Origin of the sequence: Cohnella sp. CFH 77786 (assembly GCF_019400745.1) — a bacterium.
Classification (GTDB): domain Bacteria; phylum Bacillota; class Bacilli; order Paenibacillales; family Paenibacillaceae; genus Cohnella.
The window spans coordinates 79420-96468 of sequence record NZ_WJIB01000002.1 but is presented as its reverse complement, the minus strand read 5'-3'; the positions used below and the strand labels follow the sequence as shown (position 1 = coordinate 96468).

The window sequence follows — 17049 nt, the reverse complement described above, 5'->3', positions numbered from 1 at the left end:
TCTTCATTCCGCTTCCCCGTTCCGAAGCATCGAGACGGCCAGTTCGGTCGCCCTGCGGACGACCGCCGCGCGTTCCGCGTCGCTTCGCGAAGCGAGCCATTCGCGGATTCTCGGCAGGCGGCGCAATGCTACCAACGCTTCTTCCTCCAGCATCCGGGCGACGGCGGGATCGGCCTCCGCCCGCAAGCCCCGGCGCACCAGCTCGCCCAGGAATCCGTCCTCGCCCGACAGCGCCGCCAAATCCACGGCTCCCGCCGTATGGACCGCGATCGATTCGGGCCACACCCAATCGTCCCGCTCTTCCGGGGAGCCAAGCCACTCCCGCAGCTCCTCAAGCCACTCGTCCGCGACGGACGCTTCTAGCAACGTCTCGTGAAGCGCGCCTCTGCCTGCAAACCGGAGCCGCAGGATGACCGGGCGTCCCGACGAACCGGCCCGGGCTTCTTCCGCGGCTTGAAGGAGCCGCTCCTTCAGCTGCTGCTCCCTTCCTATGCCTTCGATCGAGACGGTTGTCTCCATCCAGAGCACCTCCGCCGTGTCCCGGAAAGACAAGGAAACCTCGCCCGCTTCGGAAACCCGGACGACGTAAGCGCCTTTCGGCCCCGTTTCCCGGATGCTCCGGCCCTGGATATTCCCCGGATAAACGACATGCGGATATTCGTGCAGCACGCGTCTGTCGTGCACATGACCGAGCGCCCAATAGTCGAAGCCGGCACCGACCAGTTCCGTCAGCCGGCAGGGGGCGTAATTGTCGTGCCCGGGATTCCCGTCCACATTCCCGTGCAGCAGGGCCAAATGAAAAGGCGCCCCTTCCCGCTTCGAGAAACGGAGCGCCAAATTATCCGTCACCGCGGGCGTCGGATACGAGATGCCATATACGTAAGCAGCCAGCCGGCCGTCCCGGCGGTAAGCCTCCGCGCACCCTGCCTCGCCCGATTCGAAAACGCGCACGCCGGGCGGCCAATCCAACCTTGCCTGGCGCCCGCTTTCCGGATCGTGGTTGCCGTGCACGACGAACACGCCGATTCCTTCGCCGGCCAGCTCGGACAGCATCCGCTGCAGGCGCAGCTGCGCCCGGAGAGAGCGGTCGGCCATGTCGTAGAGATCTCCGGCCAGCACGACGAAATCGGCCCCTTCGCATATGGCGGTCTCCACGAGGCGGCGAAACGAACCGAACGTCGATTCCCGGAGCCGGTTCCTCACGGCGTCCGGCACTTTGGCCAGCCCCTTGAAAGGACTGTCCAGGTGCAAATCGGCCGCATGGACGAACGTAAACGGTACTCCCATCGCTCGTAAGCCCTCCGTTCAGCCTTCCGCGGGATCGGCCGCCGGTTCGGCCGCCGCCGTCGACCCGCCGAAGGAGACGTAGATTTGCTTCAGCTCGCCGATGACCCGGTTCAGCGAATAGGTCTTCTTCGCTTTGTTCCAAGCGGCGCGCGCCATCTCGTACCGGAAATGGGGATCCGCGATCACCGTTTCGAGCGCGTCGGCCAGCGCCGTCGGATTCTCGGGAGGAACGAGCAGGCCGTTCACGCCGTGGTCGATCTGCTCGGATATCCCGCCGACGTCCGTGCCGACGAGCGCAAGCAAGCACAGCGCGGCTTCGGCGAAGACGGAACCGAACGCTTCCGCGCGCGAAGGCAGCACGAAAACGTCGAAGAAAGGCATAAGCTCCTCGGGATGGAGCATGTAGCCGTAAAAAATCGTATCGTCGTAAATGCCGAGCTGCTTCGCCATCCGCTCCAGATCCTCGCGGATCGGTCCGTCCCCGATGATATGAAGGACGAAAGGACGGTTCCGTTTACGGAGCTCCGCGCAGGCCGCAAGCAGGATGTCCAGCCCTTTGGCCGGAACGAGCCGGCAGACGGTGATCAGCTGCGCGACCGCATTGTCGTGGGAAATCGGTTTGAACCTCTTCTCGTCGTAGCCGTTGGGGATCACCTTGATCCGCTCCGGATGCCGCATGTACTGCCCCAAATAAGAAGCGAAGGAATGGGACACCGTCATGAGCAGGTCCGCATGCCGCTCCAATTCCCCGTAGATCGACGTCAGAAAACGGTGCTCCGGCCCGTCCGCCGGGATCCGCCCGTTCAGGATCAGCTCTTTTTCGAAACTGGAGTGTACCGTCATGACCACCGGGGTATCGGGAAACACCCGCTTCATCGCCAGCGCGGCGATCGGATGGTGGGCATGGATCAGATCGTATTTCTGTCCCGTCAGCCGCAGCTTCGTCCACCAAATGTAATCCTTGAACGTCTGCACGTATTTGTCGACGACCGCATGGCCCTCGTACGGCCGCCAATCGAACGTTTCGAACGCGATATCATCATGGCCTTTGTTGCGGATTCGTTTCGGCAAGGAAAAAAGCTCCATTTCCCAACCGATTTTGCGGAACCGCTCCCTGATATAAGGAACCATGGACGAGACGCCGCCCGGCTGTTCCGGCGGGAAAAACAGCGCCTGCAAGATGTTCATGGGCGATTCCTCCTCTGCTTGCCGACCTACTCGGTCTATGGAAAATATGATATATTAGAACATATGTTTCTGACAAGAAAGGTTCAATTTCCGGCCAAAAGGAGCCCCTATGCCCTCAATCGACGTTTCCGCGCACATCCCGGGTCTTCTGTTCTCCTCGACCGTTTCCGTCGTCGTCCTCGGCCTGATGCTGTTCATGGCCTTCCGCTTATATGCCGGCAACCGGAGGCGCGCCTATCGGACGCTCCTCGTTTCGCTCGGTTTCATCTTTACCCATCACTCTCTGCAGCTCGCGTATTCGGCCGGCTGGCTGCCCGAAATCCCGGGACTGGGCTTCGCCGGCAAGCTGCTCCGGGTGTTCGCGTTCATCGTCCTGAACTTCGCCGTTTTCGAACTGTACTTCAAGCGGCGTCCCCGCACGAGAGTATGGTTCTACGGGCTGCTCGCCTTGGGCGTCTTCATCGCCGCCTGCGACTTGTTCCCCGGTCCTGCCGGGAACGCGTCTGCCTGGGCCGACCGGCTGGCGCGCACGCCCGCCCTCGACGGCTACCAGCTGCTGCTTCCTCCGCTGTTCGCGCTTATGTTCGGCCCTCATATCGGCCAGCGCCGCAAGTACGCCCTGGGTCTCGGCTGCGCGTTCGCGGCACAGGTTTGCGCGATCCTCGGCCAATACGGGCCGTCCAGCCGGGCCGGATTCGCCGCTCTTGCGGAAGTGCTTCATGTCGTCTATTACATCCTGCTGTTCATGCTGCTGTTCGAACGGGTCGTCGAGCTGCTCATGTCGGCGTACCGGTCCTCCATCACCGACGGGCTGACGAATCTGTACAACCGCCGGTACTTCTTGAGCCAACTGGAACGAGCTCTCCGTTCGGGCAAGCCGGTCGGGGCCATCTTCTGCGACATCGATAATTTCAAGCGGCTGAACGACACCCACGGCCATCACCGCGCCGACGGCGTTTTGAAGCAGGTCGCCTCGATCCTTGCGGAGGAAGCGGAGGGCATCGGTGTGGCCGGCCGTTACGGCGGCGAAGAGCTCGTCGCGTTCGTGGCGGGGCCGGCTCTGAAAGTCCTGCAAGCGGCGGAAGCGATCCGCGCGCGAACGGAGAAGGAGAGCATCGTCACGCTCAGCGTCGGCGTATGCGTTGCCGAGCCGGGCTCGGGCATCGCCGCGGAGGCGCTGCTCAAACAGGCGGACCAAGCCATGTACCACAGCAAGAAGACGGGGAAAAACAAAGTGACCGATTATGCCGGGATGCCTCTGACGGATAGGGCGCCGGCTGCGATGAAACGCTAGACGAAGGATGAGAGCAAGCCGGAAGGAGATTCGCACGCATGCCCGTATTGCCGCCCGATTTCGTGCGGAACATGACCCGCCTGCTCGGCGGGGAGACCGACCGTTTTCTGCGCAGTTACGACGAACCTCGAAGCTATGGCCTTCGCTTGAACCGCTTGAAGCTGGATGAACGCCACTCCTTGATCCCGGCGTTGACCGGGCTGTTCGGGCTTCGTCCCGTTCCCTGGTGCCCGGACGGGTACTTCTACGAAGCGTCGGCCCGCCCCGGCCGCCATATTTACCATGCCGCCGGGCTTTATTACATCCAGGAGCCGTCGGCGATGATCGCAGCCGAGCTGCTGGATCCCGTTCCGGGAGAAACGGTGCTCGATCTGGCTGCCGCCCCAGGCGGCAAAACGACGCAGCTGGCCGCCAAGCTGCGCGGGGAAGGCTTGCTCGTCGCCAACGAGATCCACCCCGCCAGGGCCAAGATATTGTCCGAAAACGTCGAACGCCTCGGCATCCCGAACGCGATCGTGACGCAGGCAGCGCCCCAGGAGCTGTCCGCCCGTTATCCGGAAACGTTCGACCGCGTGCTGCTGGATGCCCCTTGCTCGGGCGAAGGCATGTTCCGCAAAGATCCGGAAGCGATCGCGGAATGGTCGGAGGAAGCCGTGGAAACCTGCGCGCAGCGTCAGCGGGACATCCTTCCCCATGCGGCCGCGATGCTGAAGCCCGGCGGCACGCTGGTCTATTCCACTTGCACGTTCAACACGCTGGAGAACGAAGAGACGGTCGCCGACTTCCTCCAGCGCTTCCCGGAATTCCGTCTGCTCCGGGAAGAGAGGATGTGGCCCCATCTCGGACAAGGCGAAGGCCATTACGCGGCCCTGCTGCGCAAGGATGACGTTTCGCAGGAACAAGGTCGCCGTCCTGCCGGGATGCCGGCCCGACGCGAAGGGGGCAAACCCCGAAAAGGCAAAGGCGCCGAACCGCCCGAAGCCTCCGCCCTATCATCTTATGTCGCGTTCGCGCAAGAATCGCTTCCCGGATTCCGGCTGCCTCCGCACGGTCAGCCGCTCGTATTCGGGGACGCTTTGTTCTGGCTTCCGGTGCCGCCGGGATCGGCCGTTACGCCCGCATCGCTGCGCGGACTCAAGGTGCCGCGGCCGGGGCTGCACCTCGGGGACATCCGCTCCGGCGGACGATTCGAGCCGAACCATTCGCTCGCGATGGCGATTCCGGCCGAAGCCGCGCGTTTCGCCGCCGACTTTCCCGCGGGTTCCGCGGAGGCCGCCGCTTACTGGCACGGCGAATCCCTGCCGGCTCCCCCTGGCGCCAAAGGATGGGGGCTGGCCGCCGTGGACGGCTTCCCCCTCGGATGGGTGAAAGCCAGCGACGGACAATGCAAAAACCGTCTCCCCAAGGGACTGAGGTCGCCGTAAGGAGGCGATCCGGCACCGAGTAAGAAGGCCCGTCTACGCCCCTGCCCAAAATCGGACGGATCGGGGTAAGTGTCCAATCGGTGACCGACCTTCCTCATAGTATAAAGCAGACCGAAGTAAGGAAATGCCCGCGGATCCGTCCGACGGGCCTGCTTCGGCACTTGCCAACACTAAATCCTGAAGGAGGAATTGCCATGTCCGGTGTTGTCGGCGGCTACGGTTACGGCGGAGCTGCAGCCTTCGTCCTGGTTCTCTTTATCCTGCTCGTGATTATCCTGCGCGCTGGCATCTGGTAATCGGGAATCCGATAATTCCTTCCGCGCATAAAGCAAGACCGGCTGGTTCCAGCCGGTCTTGCTCTTGTTAGAAGATTCCCAATCGTTCCAGCGCGGCGGCGACGCCGTCTTCGTTGTTGGACAGCGTGACGGAATCGGCTTCCGCCTTCACCTCGGCGGGAGAGTTGTCCATCGCCACCCCGTGTCCCGCGAACGCGAGCATTCCGATATCATTGTAATAATTGCCGATCGCCAGCACCTGACCGCGGGGGATTCCCCGGATAGCGGCCAGCTTCTCGAGCGACTTTCCTTTGGAGGCATGGGGATGCTGAACGTCTATGAATTCGTCCCCGCTGCGGATGTATTGGAGGAGCTCGCGGTCCAACTCCCGCCATTCCCGTTCGACGCCGTCAAGCGCGACTTTCGGCGCGTATACCGACAGCTTGACCGTGTGTTCCGGCAGCCCTTCGGAGATCTCGCGAAGGATCGGTCGGGCATGCATCGCGGCGTACATCCGGGCCGCCTCGTCCCCGAGCCGGTTCACGAACAGATCGAAGGACGTATTCATGTCGAAATGGAGTTGCCGGTCCCGCAAATAAGCCAAGTACGGTTCTGCGGCTTCCGGGGAGATCGCGGTTTCGAACAGGACGGTCCGGGAGGCGCTGTCCACGATCGAGGCCCCGTTATGCGTGATCATCGTCCCTTGAAGGCCGAGTTCGTCGAGCACGGGAAGCGCGCTCGTGGAGCCCCGCCCGGTGCACAGCACGATTTCGGCGCCTCGGCGCGCGGCGGCCCGGACGGCCTCCCTCACGCGGGGGGTCACTTCATGGTCGTCATTCAGCAGCGTCCCGTCTACGTCGAGCGCAATCACTCGGTAAGTCAATGCTTCCCATCCTTCCGGTATTGCCTCAAGCTTTCGGTTTCTTCCTCCGTCAATTCCCGCCACTGTCCCGGGACGAGGTCCGGATCGAGCCGCAAGGGCCCCATGGATACCCGCCGCAAATAGAGCACCTGGCGGCCCACGGCTTCGAACATGCGCTTCACCTGGTGGAACTTGCCTTCGTGGATCGTCAGCTCGATCCAGCTTAACGTATCCGGGACGGCTTCCCGGAACCGGCCGGGAGCCATGCGGGCATAGGGCTCCGCGATCGCCGGATGCACGGCCGCTTCCGATGCCGGGGTTACGGCGAGCACGCCCAGCTGCGCCGGCATCGTCACGTACCCGTCGTCCAGCTCGACGCCGCGGCCGAACGCTTCCGCTTCCGCTGCGCCCACCTCCCCCGTCACGAGCGCGCGGTACGTTTTCGGAACGTGTTTCCGCGGAGACAGCAGATCGTGCGCCAGCTTGCCGTCATTCGTTAAGAGCAGCAGTCCTTCCGTGTCCTTGTCAAGCCGTCCGACGGGAAACGGCGAGAAGACGGCCAGTTCGGGACCGAGCAAATCCAGCACCGTGCGGTCGCGGAGATCTTCGGTCGCGGAAACGACGCCGGCCGGCTTGTTCAGCAGCACGTATACCGTGTCGCGGTACCGGATGATCTCTCCTTCCAGCGCGATCGTATCCTTCATGGGATCAACCTGCATGCCCGCGTCTTTGGCGCGTTCCCCATTGACGGTCACGGCTCCTTGGCGAACGAGCGTCTTGATGCCGCTGCGGGTGCCGTAACCCAGGTTCCCCAGCATTTTATCGAGCCTCATCGTTTGCTTCATGAGAGGTAGTCCTTTCCTTCGCGCGATTCGTCAGATCCAGCGCCAGCCCGGCAGCCGCTCGTTCTTGAGCACGAAGCCGTCCCATCGGCCCCACCCCGCCGGAAACCCGTCGACGCAGACGAGCATCCATCCCCGGCCCGAGAGCTGCCCGGCTTCCGGCTGCAACGTTTCCCCCTTAAGGTAGCGCAGGCAGTCGGGGTGGCCGGACGAGAGCCGCAGCACGCGGGTGGCGTCAAGTTCCCTTAACCCCATCGCCAGCGCTTGCGAAGGCTCGAAACGGTGCTTCGATGCCGCCCCCAGGAACCAGCCCGGACGAACCGTCTTCAAGCGGTCCAGGGAGGGCACCCCTTCCGGCTGCGAATAAACCGAGCTGCCTTGGACGACGAGTCGTCCGGGAGGATGCCAATCCGGCAGCGTCTCGGAGCGGAACGCTTCGAACTTGGCCAAGGTCTCGTCTTTCCCTCCGTCTTCCCGTAACTTGGCGAAACGACGGTTTTTTGCGGATACGGCGGCTTCGACCTTCGAGGCTTGCCCGCAGCCGGTGCCGTCCTCTTCCCGCACGGCACCGTCCGTTCCGTCCGCCCCGGCCATCCGCTCCAGGACCACAGCGAAATGCCCTTCGCCCCGGCATCTATGGGGCCACAATCGGATGGCGCCTGCCAAAGAAGCGAGCCTCTCCCCGGACAAGCCCTCGGCTTCCGGCACGTCCAGCCAGTCCGGCCTTCCCGGCGCCATCCCGCATTCGTCTCCGAAGGGGGACGGCACGACCCGGAAATCCGGAAACGCCGACAGAAAGCGGGCGATCGTCCCTTCGTTCTCCCGAGGCGAGAACGTGCAGGTGGAGTAGACGAGCTTGCCTCCTGGCGCGACTAGCCGTGCGGCATCCCGGAGAATGTCGCGCTGCATGAGCGAGCATTTCTCCACGGAATGACGCTCCCATTGGCGGATCATATCCTCGTCCTTGCGGAACATGCCTTCCCCGGAACACGGTGCATCCACGAGCACCCGGTCGAACCAGGCGCCGAACGCGTCCGCGATCCTTCCCGGTTCCTCGTTCAGAATCACCGCATTGCGGGCGCCGGCCAACTCGACGTTTTTGGCCAGCGCTTTCGTCCGTTCCGCCGCGTTGTCGTTCGTGACGAGCACGCCTTCGCCTCGCAGCTTGGCGGCCAATTGGGTCGTCTTGCCCCCGGGGGCAGCGCACAGGTCGAGCACCCGGTGTCCCGGGCGGACGTCCAACAGCTCGGCGGGCAGCATGGCGCTCGGTTCTTGTATGTAATAAAGGCCGAGGTGGTAGTGCGGGTGCTTCCCCGGACGGTCCTCTTCCTCGGTGTAAAACCCGCCTTCCGCCCAAGGAACGGGCGCTCTGGCCATGTCGGACATATCCCGAAGCCGGGCGGGCGCAAGCTTCAAACCGTTCGCGCGGAGACCGGACGTTCTGGGCTTGTCGTAGGAGGCGAAGAACGCGTCGGCTTCCTCTCGAAGCAGCTCGCGCATGACGCGGATGAATTCCTGTGGCAGTTTCATAAGTATGCTTACGTCTCCTTGCTGCCGGAACATCATTTCGGATGTTTTTTTCCGTTCGTTGCCGATATCGGGCGGAAGGGCCCGCCGGATGGCGAGCCCTTCGGTTATCTGCTCCGTTTCAATTCCTGTATGTCTGCGTCGTGCTCCATGTACCGGGCAGCTAAAGCGTGAAACATTTTCCGGTCTTCGAGTCGTTCGCGCCGCAAGAATTCTATGGATGCCGAATGCTCCTGTTGAACCGCATCGATTCGGACAACCGCCTCGTGCGTTTCCAAAACAGCCTGCGTTAATTCGACAACCGCATTCTCCAGTCGATCCAGTCTTCCTTCGATGTTGTCGAGCCTGGCGTCCACCTTGTCCAGTCTGGCGTCCACCTTGTCGAGTCTGGCGTCCACCTTGTCGAGTCTGGCGTCTACCTTGTCCAGTCTGGCGTCCACCTTGTCGAGTCTGGCGTCCACCTTGTCGAGTCTGGCGTCTACCTTGTCCAACTTGCCATCGATCCCGTCCAGCCTTCGATTCACGCCCTGCATTTCCAGCAAAATTTGCTGCAGCATCTGTTCGCTCACTTCAGTTTCCCTCCAAAAAAAGAATGTTGGTCATCCTCGTAAGCGAACCATCCCTGGCGGTCGGTTGGGAGGTGTGGCTTTTCTTTTATTATACCTGACGATCCGTGAGCTCGGCCAGATCCGGATCGACAATGATCAGCTCGAACGGCTCGAAGGGCGCGGACTCCGGCTGCTCAAGCAGCGCCTTAAGCGAACGGTCCAAACATTCGCGCAAATCGTCCAGATCGAGTCCCGCCACACGTTCCGGGTAACCTTCCAGCTTCCTACGCGACTGCTGCATCAATTTCACCGCTCCGGACCGGTTGCCGTTGCTCCAATGATACAGCCCGACCGCGGCTTGGAGCAGCCCTTGCAGCAGAGGATGGCGTCCCTCCTCCAGCCACAGCTCCTCCATCAGCTCGTGGCACTCGAAGTAATCCCGGTCCCCGTTATAATGGCGGACGAAATCGACGAAACGAGAATCCCTCATCACATCGGGACACCGGTTTCTTGCCCCTGCCGTTCCCTCGCCGGACAATCTTCAATTCCCCCCGCCCTTGTTCAGCCGGTTAAGCGCTTCGTGGATATCGATCGACAAGTCCTTGAGTCCCCGGATATCCTCCTGCTCCCACAGCTCGTTGAACCGGAGCTGGAATTGCGCGGCCTCCCGGATTTTGCGGAAGAAATACAGCTCCTGGATGGCGTTCAGGACGTTCCGGACCGTTCCCGCGCTCTCTTCGAATTCCTGCTGGGCATCGACGATCTCCTTGCGGATGCTGGACATTTCCTTATCGAGCAGAAACGCCGCCTCCGCCGCCGCGCGAAGCCGGTCGCGGACGTGCGGGGGCAGCTGCTCCTTATATTTGTAATTGAGGGAATGCTCGATCGTGGCCCAGAAATTCATCGCCAGCGTGCGGATCTGGATTTCGGCGAGCACGGGCATGGAGCCGAGCGACGTCTGCACCGGATACTCCACGATCAGGTGGTAGCTGCGGTACCCGCTCTCTTTGTAGTTCGTGATGTAGTCCTTCTCGTAAACGAGCTTCATGTCTTTGCGCTGGCGAATCATGGAGGCCACCCGATGGATGTCGTCCACGAATTGGCACATGATGCGGATCCCCGCGATGTCTTCGATCCCGGTCTCGATCGAGTCCAGAGCGACGCTCAGCCTCCGCGCCTTTTCCAGGATGCTCGAGATCCGCTTGACGCGGCCGGTCACGAATTCGATCGGCGCGTATTCTTCTCTGGCTTTCAGTTCCTTGCGCAGCGACTTGAATTTAATCTTCAATTCTTCCACCGCTTGCTGGTACGGCAGCAGAAACTTTCCCCAGTCCCGTCCGTCCATATTCTACCTCCTGACTGGCGAACTCCGATGATCGGCTCCGACCGCTTGCGTGATCCGGGTGAACCCGTCCCGCTCCAGCCTCTCGCGGAGTCCTTTATGCAGGCTGCGAAGCAGGCCGGGGCCCCGGTAGATCAGAGCCGTGTACACTTCGACGAGGCTGGCTCCCGCACGGATCTTGTCATAGGCGTCGTCCGCGTCGAAAATGCCGCCGGAACCGATGATCGGCATTTTCCCTTCGGTGATGGCATAGAGCGAGCGAATGATTTCCGTCGATCTCTTCGTCAGCGGCCGTCCGCTTAAACCGCCGGTCTGTTCGGCGTGCGGGTGGGTCAGTCCTTCCCGCCCGACCGTCGTGTTCGTGGCGATGATGCCCGACATGCCGCTTTGCACGATCGCGGCCGCCATGTAGCGGAGCTGCTCGTCCGTGTTGTCCGGGGCGATTTTCACCAGAATGGGCTTCGGAGCATCCCCGTGACGCTCCGCCTGGACGATCATTTCGTCCTTCACCGCGGCGAGAAGCAGGGCAAGCTCGTCCCCATGCTGCAGCGCGCGCAAATCGGGCGTGTTGGGCGAGCTGATATTCACGACGAAGAAATCCCCGTACGGATACAGCTTCCGGAGGCAGGCCCGGTAATCGTCCGCGGCCTTCTCGTTCGGCGTCGCCTTGTTTTTGCCGATGTTGACGGCGAGCGGAATACGCCGGCGCTTGAGTCGCGCAAGGCGCTCCGCCATGGCGTCCGCCCCTTCGTTATTGAAGCCCATCCGGTTGATGAGCGCTTCGTCCGGAGGCAGCCGGAACAGCCTCGGCGTCTCGTTGCCCGGCTGGCCCAACGGGGTGACGGTGCCGACTTCCATGAAAGACAGGCCGATGCGGGAAAATCCGGCGACCGCTTTGGCGTTCTTGTCCAGTCCGGCCGCGAGACCCACGGGATGGGCAAAATGCAGGCCGAACAAATCCACCGCCAGTTCGGGCGATTCCCCGACTCCCCAAGCGGCGGACAACAGCGGCAAGGCGCCGGGAACGCGCGCGGCGGCGCCCATGCCGTCGACGATCAAGTGATGGGCCGATTCCGGGTCCATTCGAAACAGCAGCGGTTTGGCGATCCGATAGAGCAATGAATTCGACATCCTTTCTGACCTTTCGGGTACCAGTTTAGCCTTTTCCGGGCAAAAAGAAAAGGGCGGAAGGCCCGACCAACTCGCGCCATTCGCCCTTGATCTGGCATTTTACGAGGAAAACGGTTACAATGAGGGCATACAACCCTAATTACGTTGGAAAGGTTGAGGAAGAACATGAGCCATGCGAAAAAGAAACCGCCCGTCACGCGCGCCAAACAACCGGAGCAGGTGAACAAAAAAGCGCTGATCTGGATCGGCGTCGCATTCGGCGTGATCGTCGTCGCCGTAGGCGTCATGCTGGCGCTTAACATCTAATTCAACCAATCGTAGATTTTGCGGGGGTTTGTCTCGTCCTGCGCCGCAGGCAGCCGGAAACGCTTCGCCGGCACGCGCGTCTCGGACGGCAAGCCCCCTTTGGTTATCGTCACCGGCGTTCCCATGGGTACGAGGTCATACAGCTCCTCGATATCGTCCTTGGCCATCCGGATGCAGCCCTGCGATTCGTCCTTGCCGATGCTGTCCGGCTCGTTCGTTCCATGGATGCCGTAACGCGTGTCCGAGAGCGTCATGCCGCGCGATCCGAACACCCCCGCAGGCTTGCCGTTCGGATCGCGGACCTTCTCCGAGATGACGAATCGCCCCTCCGGCGTCTTGTCTCCGCCCAAACCCACCGCGTAATTCCGCACCAGTACGTTGCCGCTGACCACCGCGAGCCGGTGATTCGTCTTGTCCACGAGGATTTGCATGGGTTCGGCAACGAGCGGAGCGAGCTGCCCGGCAGGCGTGCCGGACGGAGAGCCGGGTGCCGGCCGCTCCGGCCAACCGGCCGTCGTCGGGATTTTGCCATCCTTCTTGTTATCGAGAACGCCCTTGAGCTCATCGAACCACTGCGTCATCTCGTCCGTCCATCCGGCCACGGTATTGTCCGGGTAGGCGCCCGCGAGCGATTCCGGTTCCGCCGGCCATCGTCCCGTCCGGCTCCGGTAACTCTCCATCGCGGATCGAAGCAGCAGCTTCGCTTCCTGTGCCGGCTTCCAGGCTTCGACGGCGTGCATCGCTTCGTTCCCGTCCGAGGCTTGGCAGGCGCACCATTTGGGGTCATGCCAGAGAAGCACGGCCGATCCCGGAGCCGTGCCGGCAGACAAGCTGGCCACGGGGGTTCCGGCGCGGACCCAATCGGTCCATTGTCCGATCCGGGGGGACCGGATCAGGAGGGAATCGGATTTGCCGGTCCGGGCCGCCAGCTGCGCGAAGATCCGCGAGCCCTCCCCGTCCGGCTCCGCCGCTCCGGCGATCAGATCGTAACCGGCGCCGCTCCGGTTCCCGGCCGGTGACGGAACGCCCGGTTCCGCCGAGGCTTCATCCGCGGTACCCGCCTCCGCTTCCGCTGCCGGCAACGCCGCCGACTCCGACGGTTTGCGTTCGCGATCCGGAGCCGCCGCTTGACCGGCATAGAAGAGCACCCCCGCCGCAACCAGCAATGCCGCTCCGCCCGCCGCGAGCAAGCGCCTGCTTCTCCGTTTGGAGAGCGGCCCGGTCATCGTCCCATTTGGGGTCACGGGTGCGGTTTTATTTTCGAAGGCTTCGTAGATTTCCCCGGCTTGGCCGAAGCAATATCGCGCCTTGGCCTCCTGACCTTTGGATTCGTACTGCTTCCCCAGCAAATACCACGCCATCCGGCTGTCTTCGTGTTTAATCAGGTAATCCTTGAAGGGCAGCGCATCCTCAATATCCGGCACCTGGTCGTAAAACTCCTTGAGCCGCCGCTCCAGACGGTCATCCCCATTCAAGCCGGCCACCTCCTCCCGGGTACTCCCTATTTATATCGGAGCCCGAGGCCCGGAGGTTTACTTGTCCGCCTGCAACACTTTCTGAATCGTGCCGAGCAATACGGGGCCTTCGATCGGTTTGACCAGATAGGATTTGGCTCCGCTTTTGATCGCTTCGAGCACTTGGGCTTTCTGGCCCATGGCGCTGACGATGACGACCTTCGCTTCGGGAAAAACCTTAAGCAGCCCCCTCAAGGCTTCGATTCCGTCCAGATGAGGCATGCTGATATCCATCGTCACGACGTCCGGGGTGTGGAAAATATAGTGTTGCAGCACTTCCCGGCCATCCGCCGCTTCCCCCACCACCTCGTGACCCGCCCGTTCGAGAATCGCGCGGATGTTTTTCCTCATCACGCCCGAGTCGTCGACCACCATGATTTTCGCCATCCGTTTCCCTCCCGTTATCTCTCTTCGCCATCCGTGCGAACGGTCACGATGCTCGCCAGCTCGGTTTTGTCCATTTTCGGAATGCAAATCAGGCGGCATCGGCCTCCCGGCGCGGCATACGTCTGGGATTGATAGAAGCCGGCCCGCATCCCCATGTCGCGGGATAGGATCATCAGCGGGTTGCCGAGCAGAATCTCCCGATCCTCATGGTCCTTGAGCGAGTGCGCGGTCACGATATTCGCCACCTCGGCGACGACCTCCGACGCGTACTGGCTCGCCTCTTCCTCGTCGATCTCATCCACCATGAACAGCTTGGCCAGCTGGCACGACAAGCCATGGTCGACGGAGAGCAGGTATCCCCCTTGAATGCCGCCGCTCACTTGGATGAAAGCCGTCACGTCCTCCAGCTCCAGCTCGCTCGGACCGGATTCCTGCGCATCCAGCCGCCTGAAGCCGGCTAACCCCAAATGCTCCATATAACGCTCCGCGGCTGCCAGCAGCGATGGAAACAGGTCCGGCAACCCGTCCTTGGAATCAAGCGCCAATGCGATCCGCTCCTTTCTCGGTATCGTTCGGAATCCGGAAAATAAACACGGTGCCCGATCCCTTCGCCGTTCGGATTTCGATGTTGCCGCCCAGCCGATCGACCTCGTCTTTCACGACCGAGAGGCCGACGCCGCGTCCGCTCCATTCGCTCACTTCGCGGGCCGTGGACATCCGCTCCTCGAAAATCAGCCGCAACGCTTCTTCGTCCGTAAGATGATCGGTAGAGATGCCGCGTTTCGCGCCTTGGGCCCTGAGCGATTCGGGATCGATCCCTCTTCCGTCGTCCCCGAATAAGATACGAAGGTCATCTGGAGTCCTCTCGATGGCAAAGGAAACCGTGCCGTACTCCTCCTTGCCGCACGCGATCCGTTCCTCCGGCGGCTCGATCCCGTGCACGACCGCGTTCCGGACGACATGCACGAAAGCTCTTGCGAAACCGTACAGCCGGTCGGGATCGACCGGAACGTCGTCCCCCCGCAGCTCGACCGGGTGCAACCGGACGCCGGTTCGGGCCGCCAGATCCTCCAAATAGGCGGCATAGGGACGGAACAAAGTGCTCGCCGGACGGAAACGCCATCTGCGGAATTCTTGCAACCATTCTCGGTCTTCCGGGGAGATCAGCGTACGGTCAAGCACGGCTTCGATTTCGTTCCATTGCCTTCGGTCAAGCTTCACGCCTTCTTCCGACAGCAACGAGGGGTAAGACGGGCCCAATACGGAACGCAGCTGTTCCAGATCCGCCTCCAGCCACTTCTCCAGCCCCTGCTCGCGCAGATAACCGTAGAGCGCTTCAAACGTAAGCCCGGGATCTCCCATCCGTTCCTGCAAACCCGACTCCAGCCCGTGCAGCTGTGGCACGATGTGCAGGAATTGAAGGAAGGAGAAGCTGCCCTTGAACGTGTGGACCGTCCGGTAGAGAGAAGCCGCCTTCTCTTGAGGCGATTCGTCCGGAGCCGTCCTCTCCCATATTTCCGTCGTCCGGAAGCTCTCGAAATCCCGCAGCACGTGCGCGAAATCCTCCGGATGCGTAACGGACTGAACCACCATTTTCAGAATCCGCCTCTCCTGCTGCATCCGGTCCTCCAACTGACGCGTTTCCGTTAAATCGGTCAGGATCGCCATGATCGAATGGGCGGCGGCTCCGTCATCCCCGCGGCCGTCTTGGAGCGGGACGAACTCGATTTTGGCCGTGCGGTTGCCGATCTTGACCTCATTCGGAAGCAACGAGAAAATGAGCTCCTTCGCGAGCGGCGTCCGTTCCCCATAATAGTCCGTCAGAATGGACCTGAGCAGCCGGTTCTCTTCCGGATCGTCCGGGTACAGCAGATTCTGAATCGCAAGGCCTGCCGGTTCGCGGCCGAACAGCCGCACGCACTCGGCGCTGAATTCGTCCTTGACGCGCAGATCGGGGCCGAAAGACAGGAATCCTTGGCGCGCGTGATCCAGAAGGCTGCGGATTTCCGCGGTTCTGCGCTCCACGGTTTGTTCGAGCAGGCGATTCCATTGGATGATCTGCTGGAATGCCCGGACGATTTCCGCTTCCGCTTGAAGGACGTGTTTGGGAATCTCGTCGATTTGCTTGCCAGCGGCCACTTCCTGAAGCGATTGCGTAAACTGCCGAAGAGGCAGCACGATGCGGCGCCGGAGCAGATAGATCACGAGGGTGACGAGCAAAGTCAGAATGGCGGCGACGTAGATCATGAGCGTTCGTTGGTCATCCGCCGTCTGTGACGCGGAAACGGACGCGTATTGGATATGCAGGATGCCGACGATCCCGCCGGCCATATCTCTCAGCGGGGCGGCGTATCTCATCCTATACGTCCCGCCGTCTCGAGCCATGTCGAAGGACTCGCCGCCGCCGCCGCGAACGAATTGGGAATACAGTGGCATAAGTTCGGATCGGTTAAAGCCGTTCGGTGAGGAAATGGATTGACCGGCGTCTGTCAGGATGGATAGATCGGCCTGAAGCATCGCCGAGAGGGACTTCAGAATGTCTCCCGTCAGCAGCCTGCCCGTAATCAGCATGCCGAGCGGAGGCTTCGTTCTCTCCTCGTTCGTGACCGGCGCCACGGCGACTGCCGCCAGTCCCCGGGAGGTGTTCAAGATGCCGAAAAACTGTCCGACTGCGGTGAATCGGTCCATGATAACGGGATAGGCGACCTTGTTCTGGAATTCCTTCACGCCGCCGGCTTGTACGAGAATGTTTCCGTTTAAGTCCGCTTCGGCCACGAAGTCGATATTGGGCACGATATCCGGCATGTCGGCGACATTTTCTTTCAACCACTGGATGTCCCGTTTTTCAATCGCTTCCCGGTTCACTTCCCAGTAGGCGTTCGTCACCGTGATGCCGAGGATCGACTCGCCCAGGTTCTCGATCGCTTTCGCGGCCGACCGGCTCGTTGCCAGGGCCTTCTCCCGCTCCAACCGCTCCAAATGATCGAAGCTGCTGAAGTAGGAATAGATTTGAAATCCCATTACGGGAATGACGACGAATAGCAAAATCCAGACGAGCAGCTCGGTCGTGAAGCTTCTGCGTTTGCGGGCGTGGGACATCGAGGGCCTCCGGTGGGGTCATG

General features: G+C 61.8%; 17 protein-coding genes. 4 read left to right on the top strand and 13 right to left on the bottom strand.

The window, feature by feature from the left end:
• Positions 1-3 precede the first annotated feature (3 nt).
• Positions 4-1287, bottom strand: coding sequence for a metallophosphoesterase family protein (locus GE107_RS03485; protein ID WP_219638105.1), 1284 nt, complete (start codon positions 1285-1287; stop codon positions 4-6).
• An 18-nt stretch (positions 1288-1305) separates the two neighbouring features.
• Positions 1306-2475: a glycosyltransferase family 4 protein gene (locus GE107_RS03480; protein ID WP_219638104.1), complete on the bottom strand. Its 1170-nt coding sequence runs from the start codon at positions 2473-2475 to the stop codon at positions 1306-1308.
• A 109-nt stretch (positions 2476-2584) separates the two neighbouring features.
• Between GE107_RS03480 and GE107_RS03475 the strand changes: the two genes are divergently transcribed.
• The 3 genes from GE107_RS03475 to GE107_RS03465 all read left to right on the top strand — a co-directional run bounded on the left by GE107_RS03475 (position 2585) and on the right by GE107_RS03465 (position 5489).
• Positions 2585-3769, top strand: coding sequence for a GGDEF domain-containing protein (locus GE107_RS03475; protein ID WP_219638103.1), 1185 nt, complete (start codon positions 2585-2587; stop codon positions 3767-3769).
• A gap of 38 nt (positions 3770-3807) precedes the next feature.
• Positions 3808-5193 carry an RsmB/NOP family class I SAM-dependent RNA methyltransferase gene (locus tag GE107_RS03470; protein WP_219638102.1) on the top strand — a complete coding sequence of 462 codons (1386 nt, stop codon included), beginning with the start codon at positions 3808-3810 and terminating at the stop codon, positions 5191-5193.
• Positions 5194-5387: 194 nt separating this feature from the next.
• Positions 5388-5489: a sporulation protein YjcZ gene (locus GE107_RS03465; protein ID WP_219638101.1), complete on the top strand. Its 102-nt coding sequence runs from the start codon at positions 5388-5390 to the stop codon at positions 5487-5489.
• 67 nt (positions 5490-5556) lie between these two features.
• On the opposite strand, the gene GE107_RS03460 is transcribed toward GE107_RS03465, so the two are convergent.
• The 7 genes from GE107_RS03460 to GE107_RS03430 all read right to left on the bottom strand — a co-directional run bounded on the left by GE107_RS03460 (position 5557) and on the right by GE107_RS03430 (position 11708).
• A complete protein-coding gene (locus tag GE107_RS03460) occupies positions 5557-6351 on the bottom strand; it encodes a Cof-type HAD-IIB family hydrolase (protein ID WP_219638100.1) in 795 nt (264 codons plus the stop codon).
• Positions 6348-7175: a pseudouridine synthase gene (locus GE107_RS03455; RefSeq protein ID WP_219638099.1), complete on the bottom strand. Its 828-nt coding sequence runs from the start codon at positions 7173-7175 to the stop codon at positions 6348-6350. Before GE107_RS03455 ends, GE107_RS03460 begins: the two co-directional genes overlap by 4 nt.
• A gap of 30 nt (positions 7176-7205) precedes the next feature.
• A complete protein-coding gene (locus GE107_RS03450) occupies positions 7206-8702 on the bottom strand; it encodes an RsmB/NOP family class I SAM-dependent RNA methyltransferase (RefSeq protein WP_255570154.1) in 1497 nt (498 codons plus the stop codon).
• A gap of 104 nt (positions 8703-8806) precedes the next feature.
• Entirely contained in the window at positions 8807-9268 is a 462-nt protein-coding gene (locus GE107_RS03445) for a hypothetical protein (RefSeq protein WP_219638098.1), read from the bottom strand.
• Between the two features lie 88 nt (positions 9269-9356).
• Positions 9357-9737: a DUF309 domain-containing protein gene (locus GE107_RS03440; RefSeq protein ID WP_219638097.1), complete on the bottom strand. Its 381-nt coding sequence runs from the start codon at positions 9735-9737 to the stop codon at positions 9357-9359.
• Positions 9738-9788: 51 nt separating this feature from the next.
• Positions 9789-10592: a GTP diphosphokinase gene (yjbM, locus tag GE107_RS03435; protein ID WP_219638096.1), complete on the bottom strand. Its 804-nt coding sequence runs from the start codon at positions 10590-10592 to the stop codon at positions 9789-9791.
• Between the two features lie 3 nt (positions 10593-10595).
• On the bottom strand, positions 10596-11708 hold the full coding sequence (locus tag GE107_RS03430) for a quinone-dependent dihydroorotate dehydrogenase (protein WP_255570152.1): 1113 nt from the start codon (positions 11706-11708) through the stop codon (positions 10596-10598).
• A 177-nt stretch (positions 11709-11885) separates the two neighbouring features.
• On the opposite strand from GE107_RS03430, the gene GE107_RS03425 reads away from it, so the two are divergent.
• Positions 11886-12026 carry a hypothetical protein gene (locus GE107_RS03425; protein WP_219638094.1) on the top strand — a complete coding sequence of 47 codons (141 nt, stop codon included), beginning with the start codon at positions 11886-11888 and terminating at the stop codon, positions 12024-12026.
• Here the strand turns inward: GE107_RS03425 and GE107_RS03420 are convergent.
• From GE107_RS03420 to GE107_RS03405, 4 genes are read right to left on the bottom strand one after another with little or no spacing between them, the layout of a single operon-like run.
• Positions 12023-13501, bottom strand: coding sequence for a L,D-transpeptidase (locus GE107_RS03420; protein ID WP_219638093.1), 1479 nt, complete (start codon positions 13499-13501; stop codon positions 12023-12025). The two genes, GE107_RS03425 and GE107_RS03420, sit on opposite strands and share 4 nt — an antisense overlap.
• Before the next feature lie 57 nt (positions 13502-13558).
• The gene (locus GE107_RS03415; RefSeq protein WP_219638092.1) at positions 13559-13927 is read right to left on the bottom strand and encodes a response regulator; all 369 of its coding nucleotides are present in this window, start codon (positions 13925-13927) and stop codon (positions 13559-13561) included.
• Positions 13928-13941: 14 nt separating this feature from the next.
• Positions 13942-14472, bottom strand: coding sequence for a chemotaxis protein CheX (locus tag GE107_RS03410; RefSeq protein ID WP_219638091.1), 531 nt, complete (start codon positions 14470-14472; stop codon positions 13942-13944).
• Positions 14462-17026, bottom strand: a complete 2565-nt coding sequence (locus GE107_RS03405) for an ATP-binding protein (protein WP_219638090.1) — start codon at positions 17024-17026, stop codon at positions 14462-14464. Before GE107_RS03405 ends, GE107_RS03410 begins: the two co-directional genes overlap by 11 nt.
• Between the last annotated feature and the right edge of the window lie 23 nt (positions 17027-17049).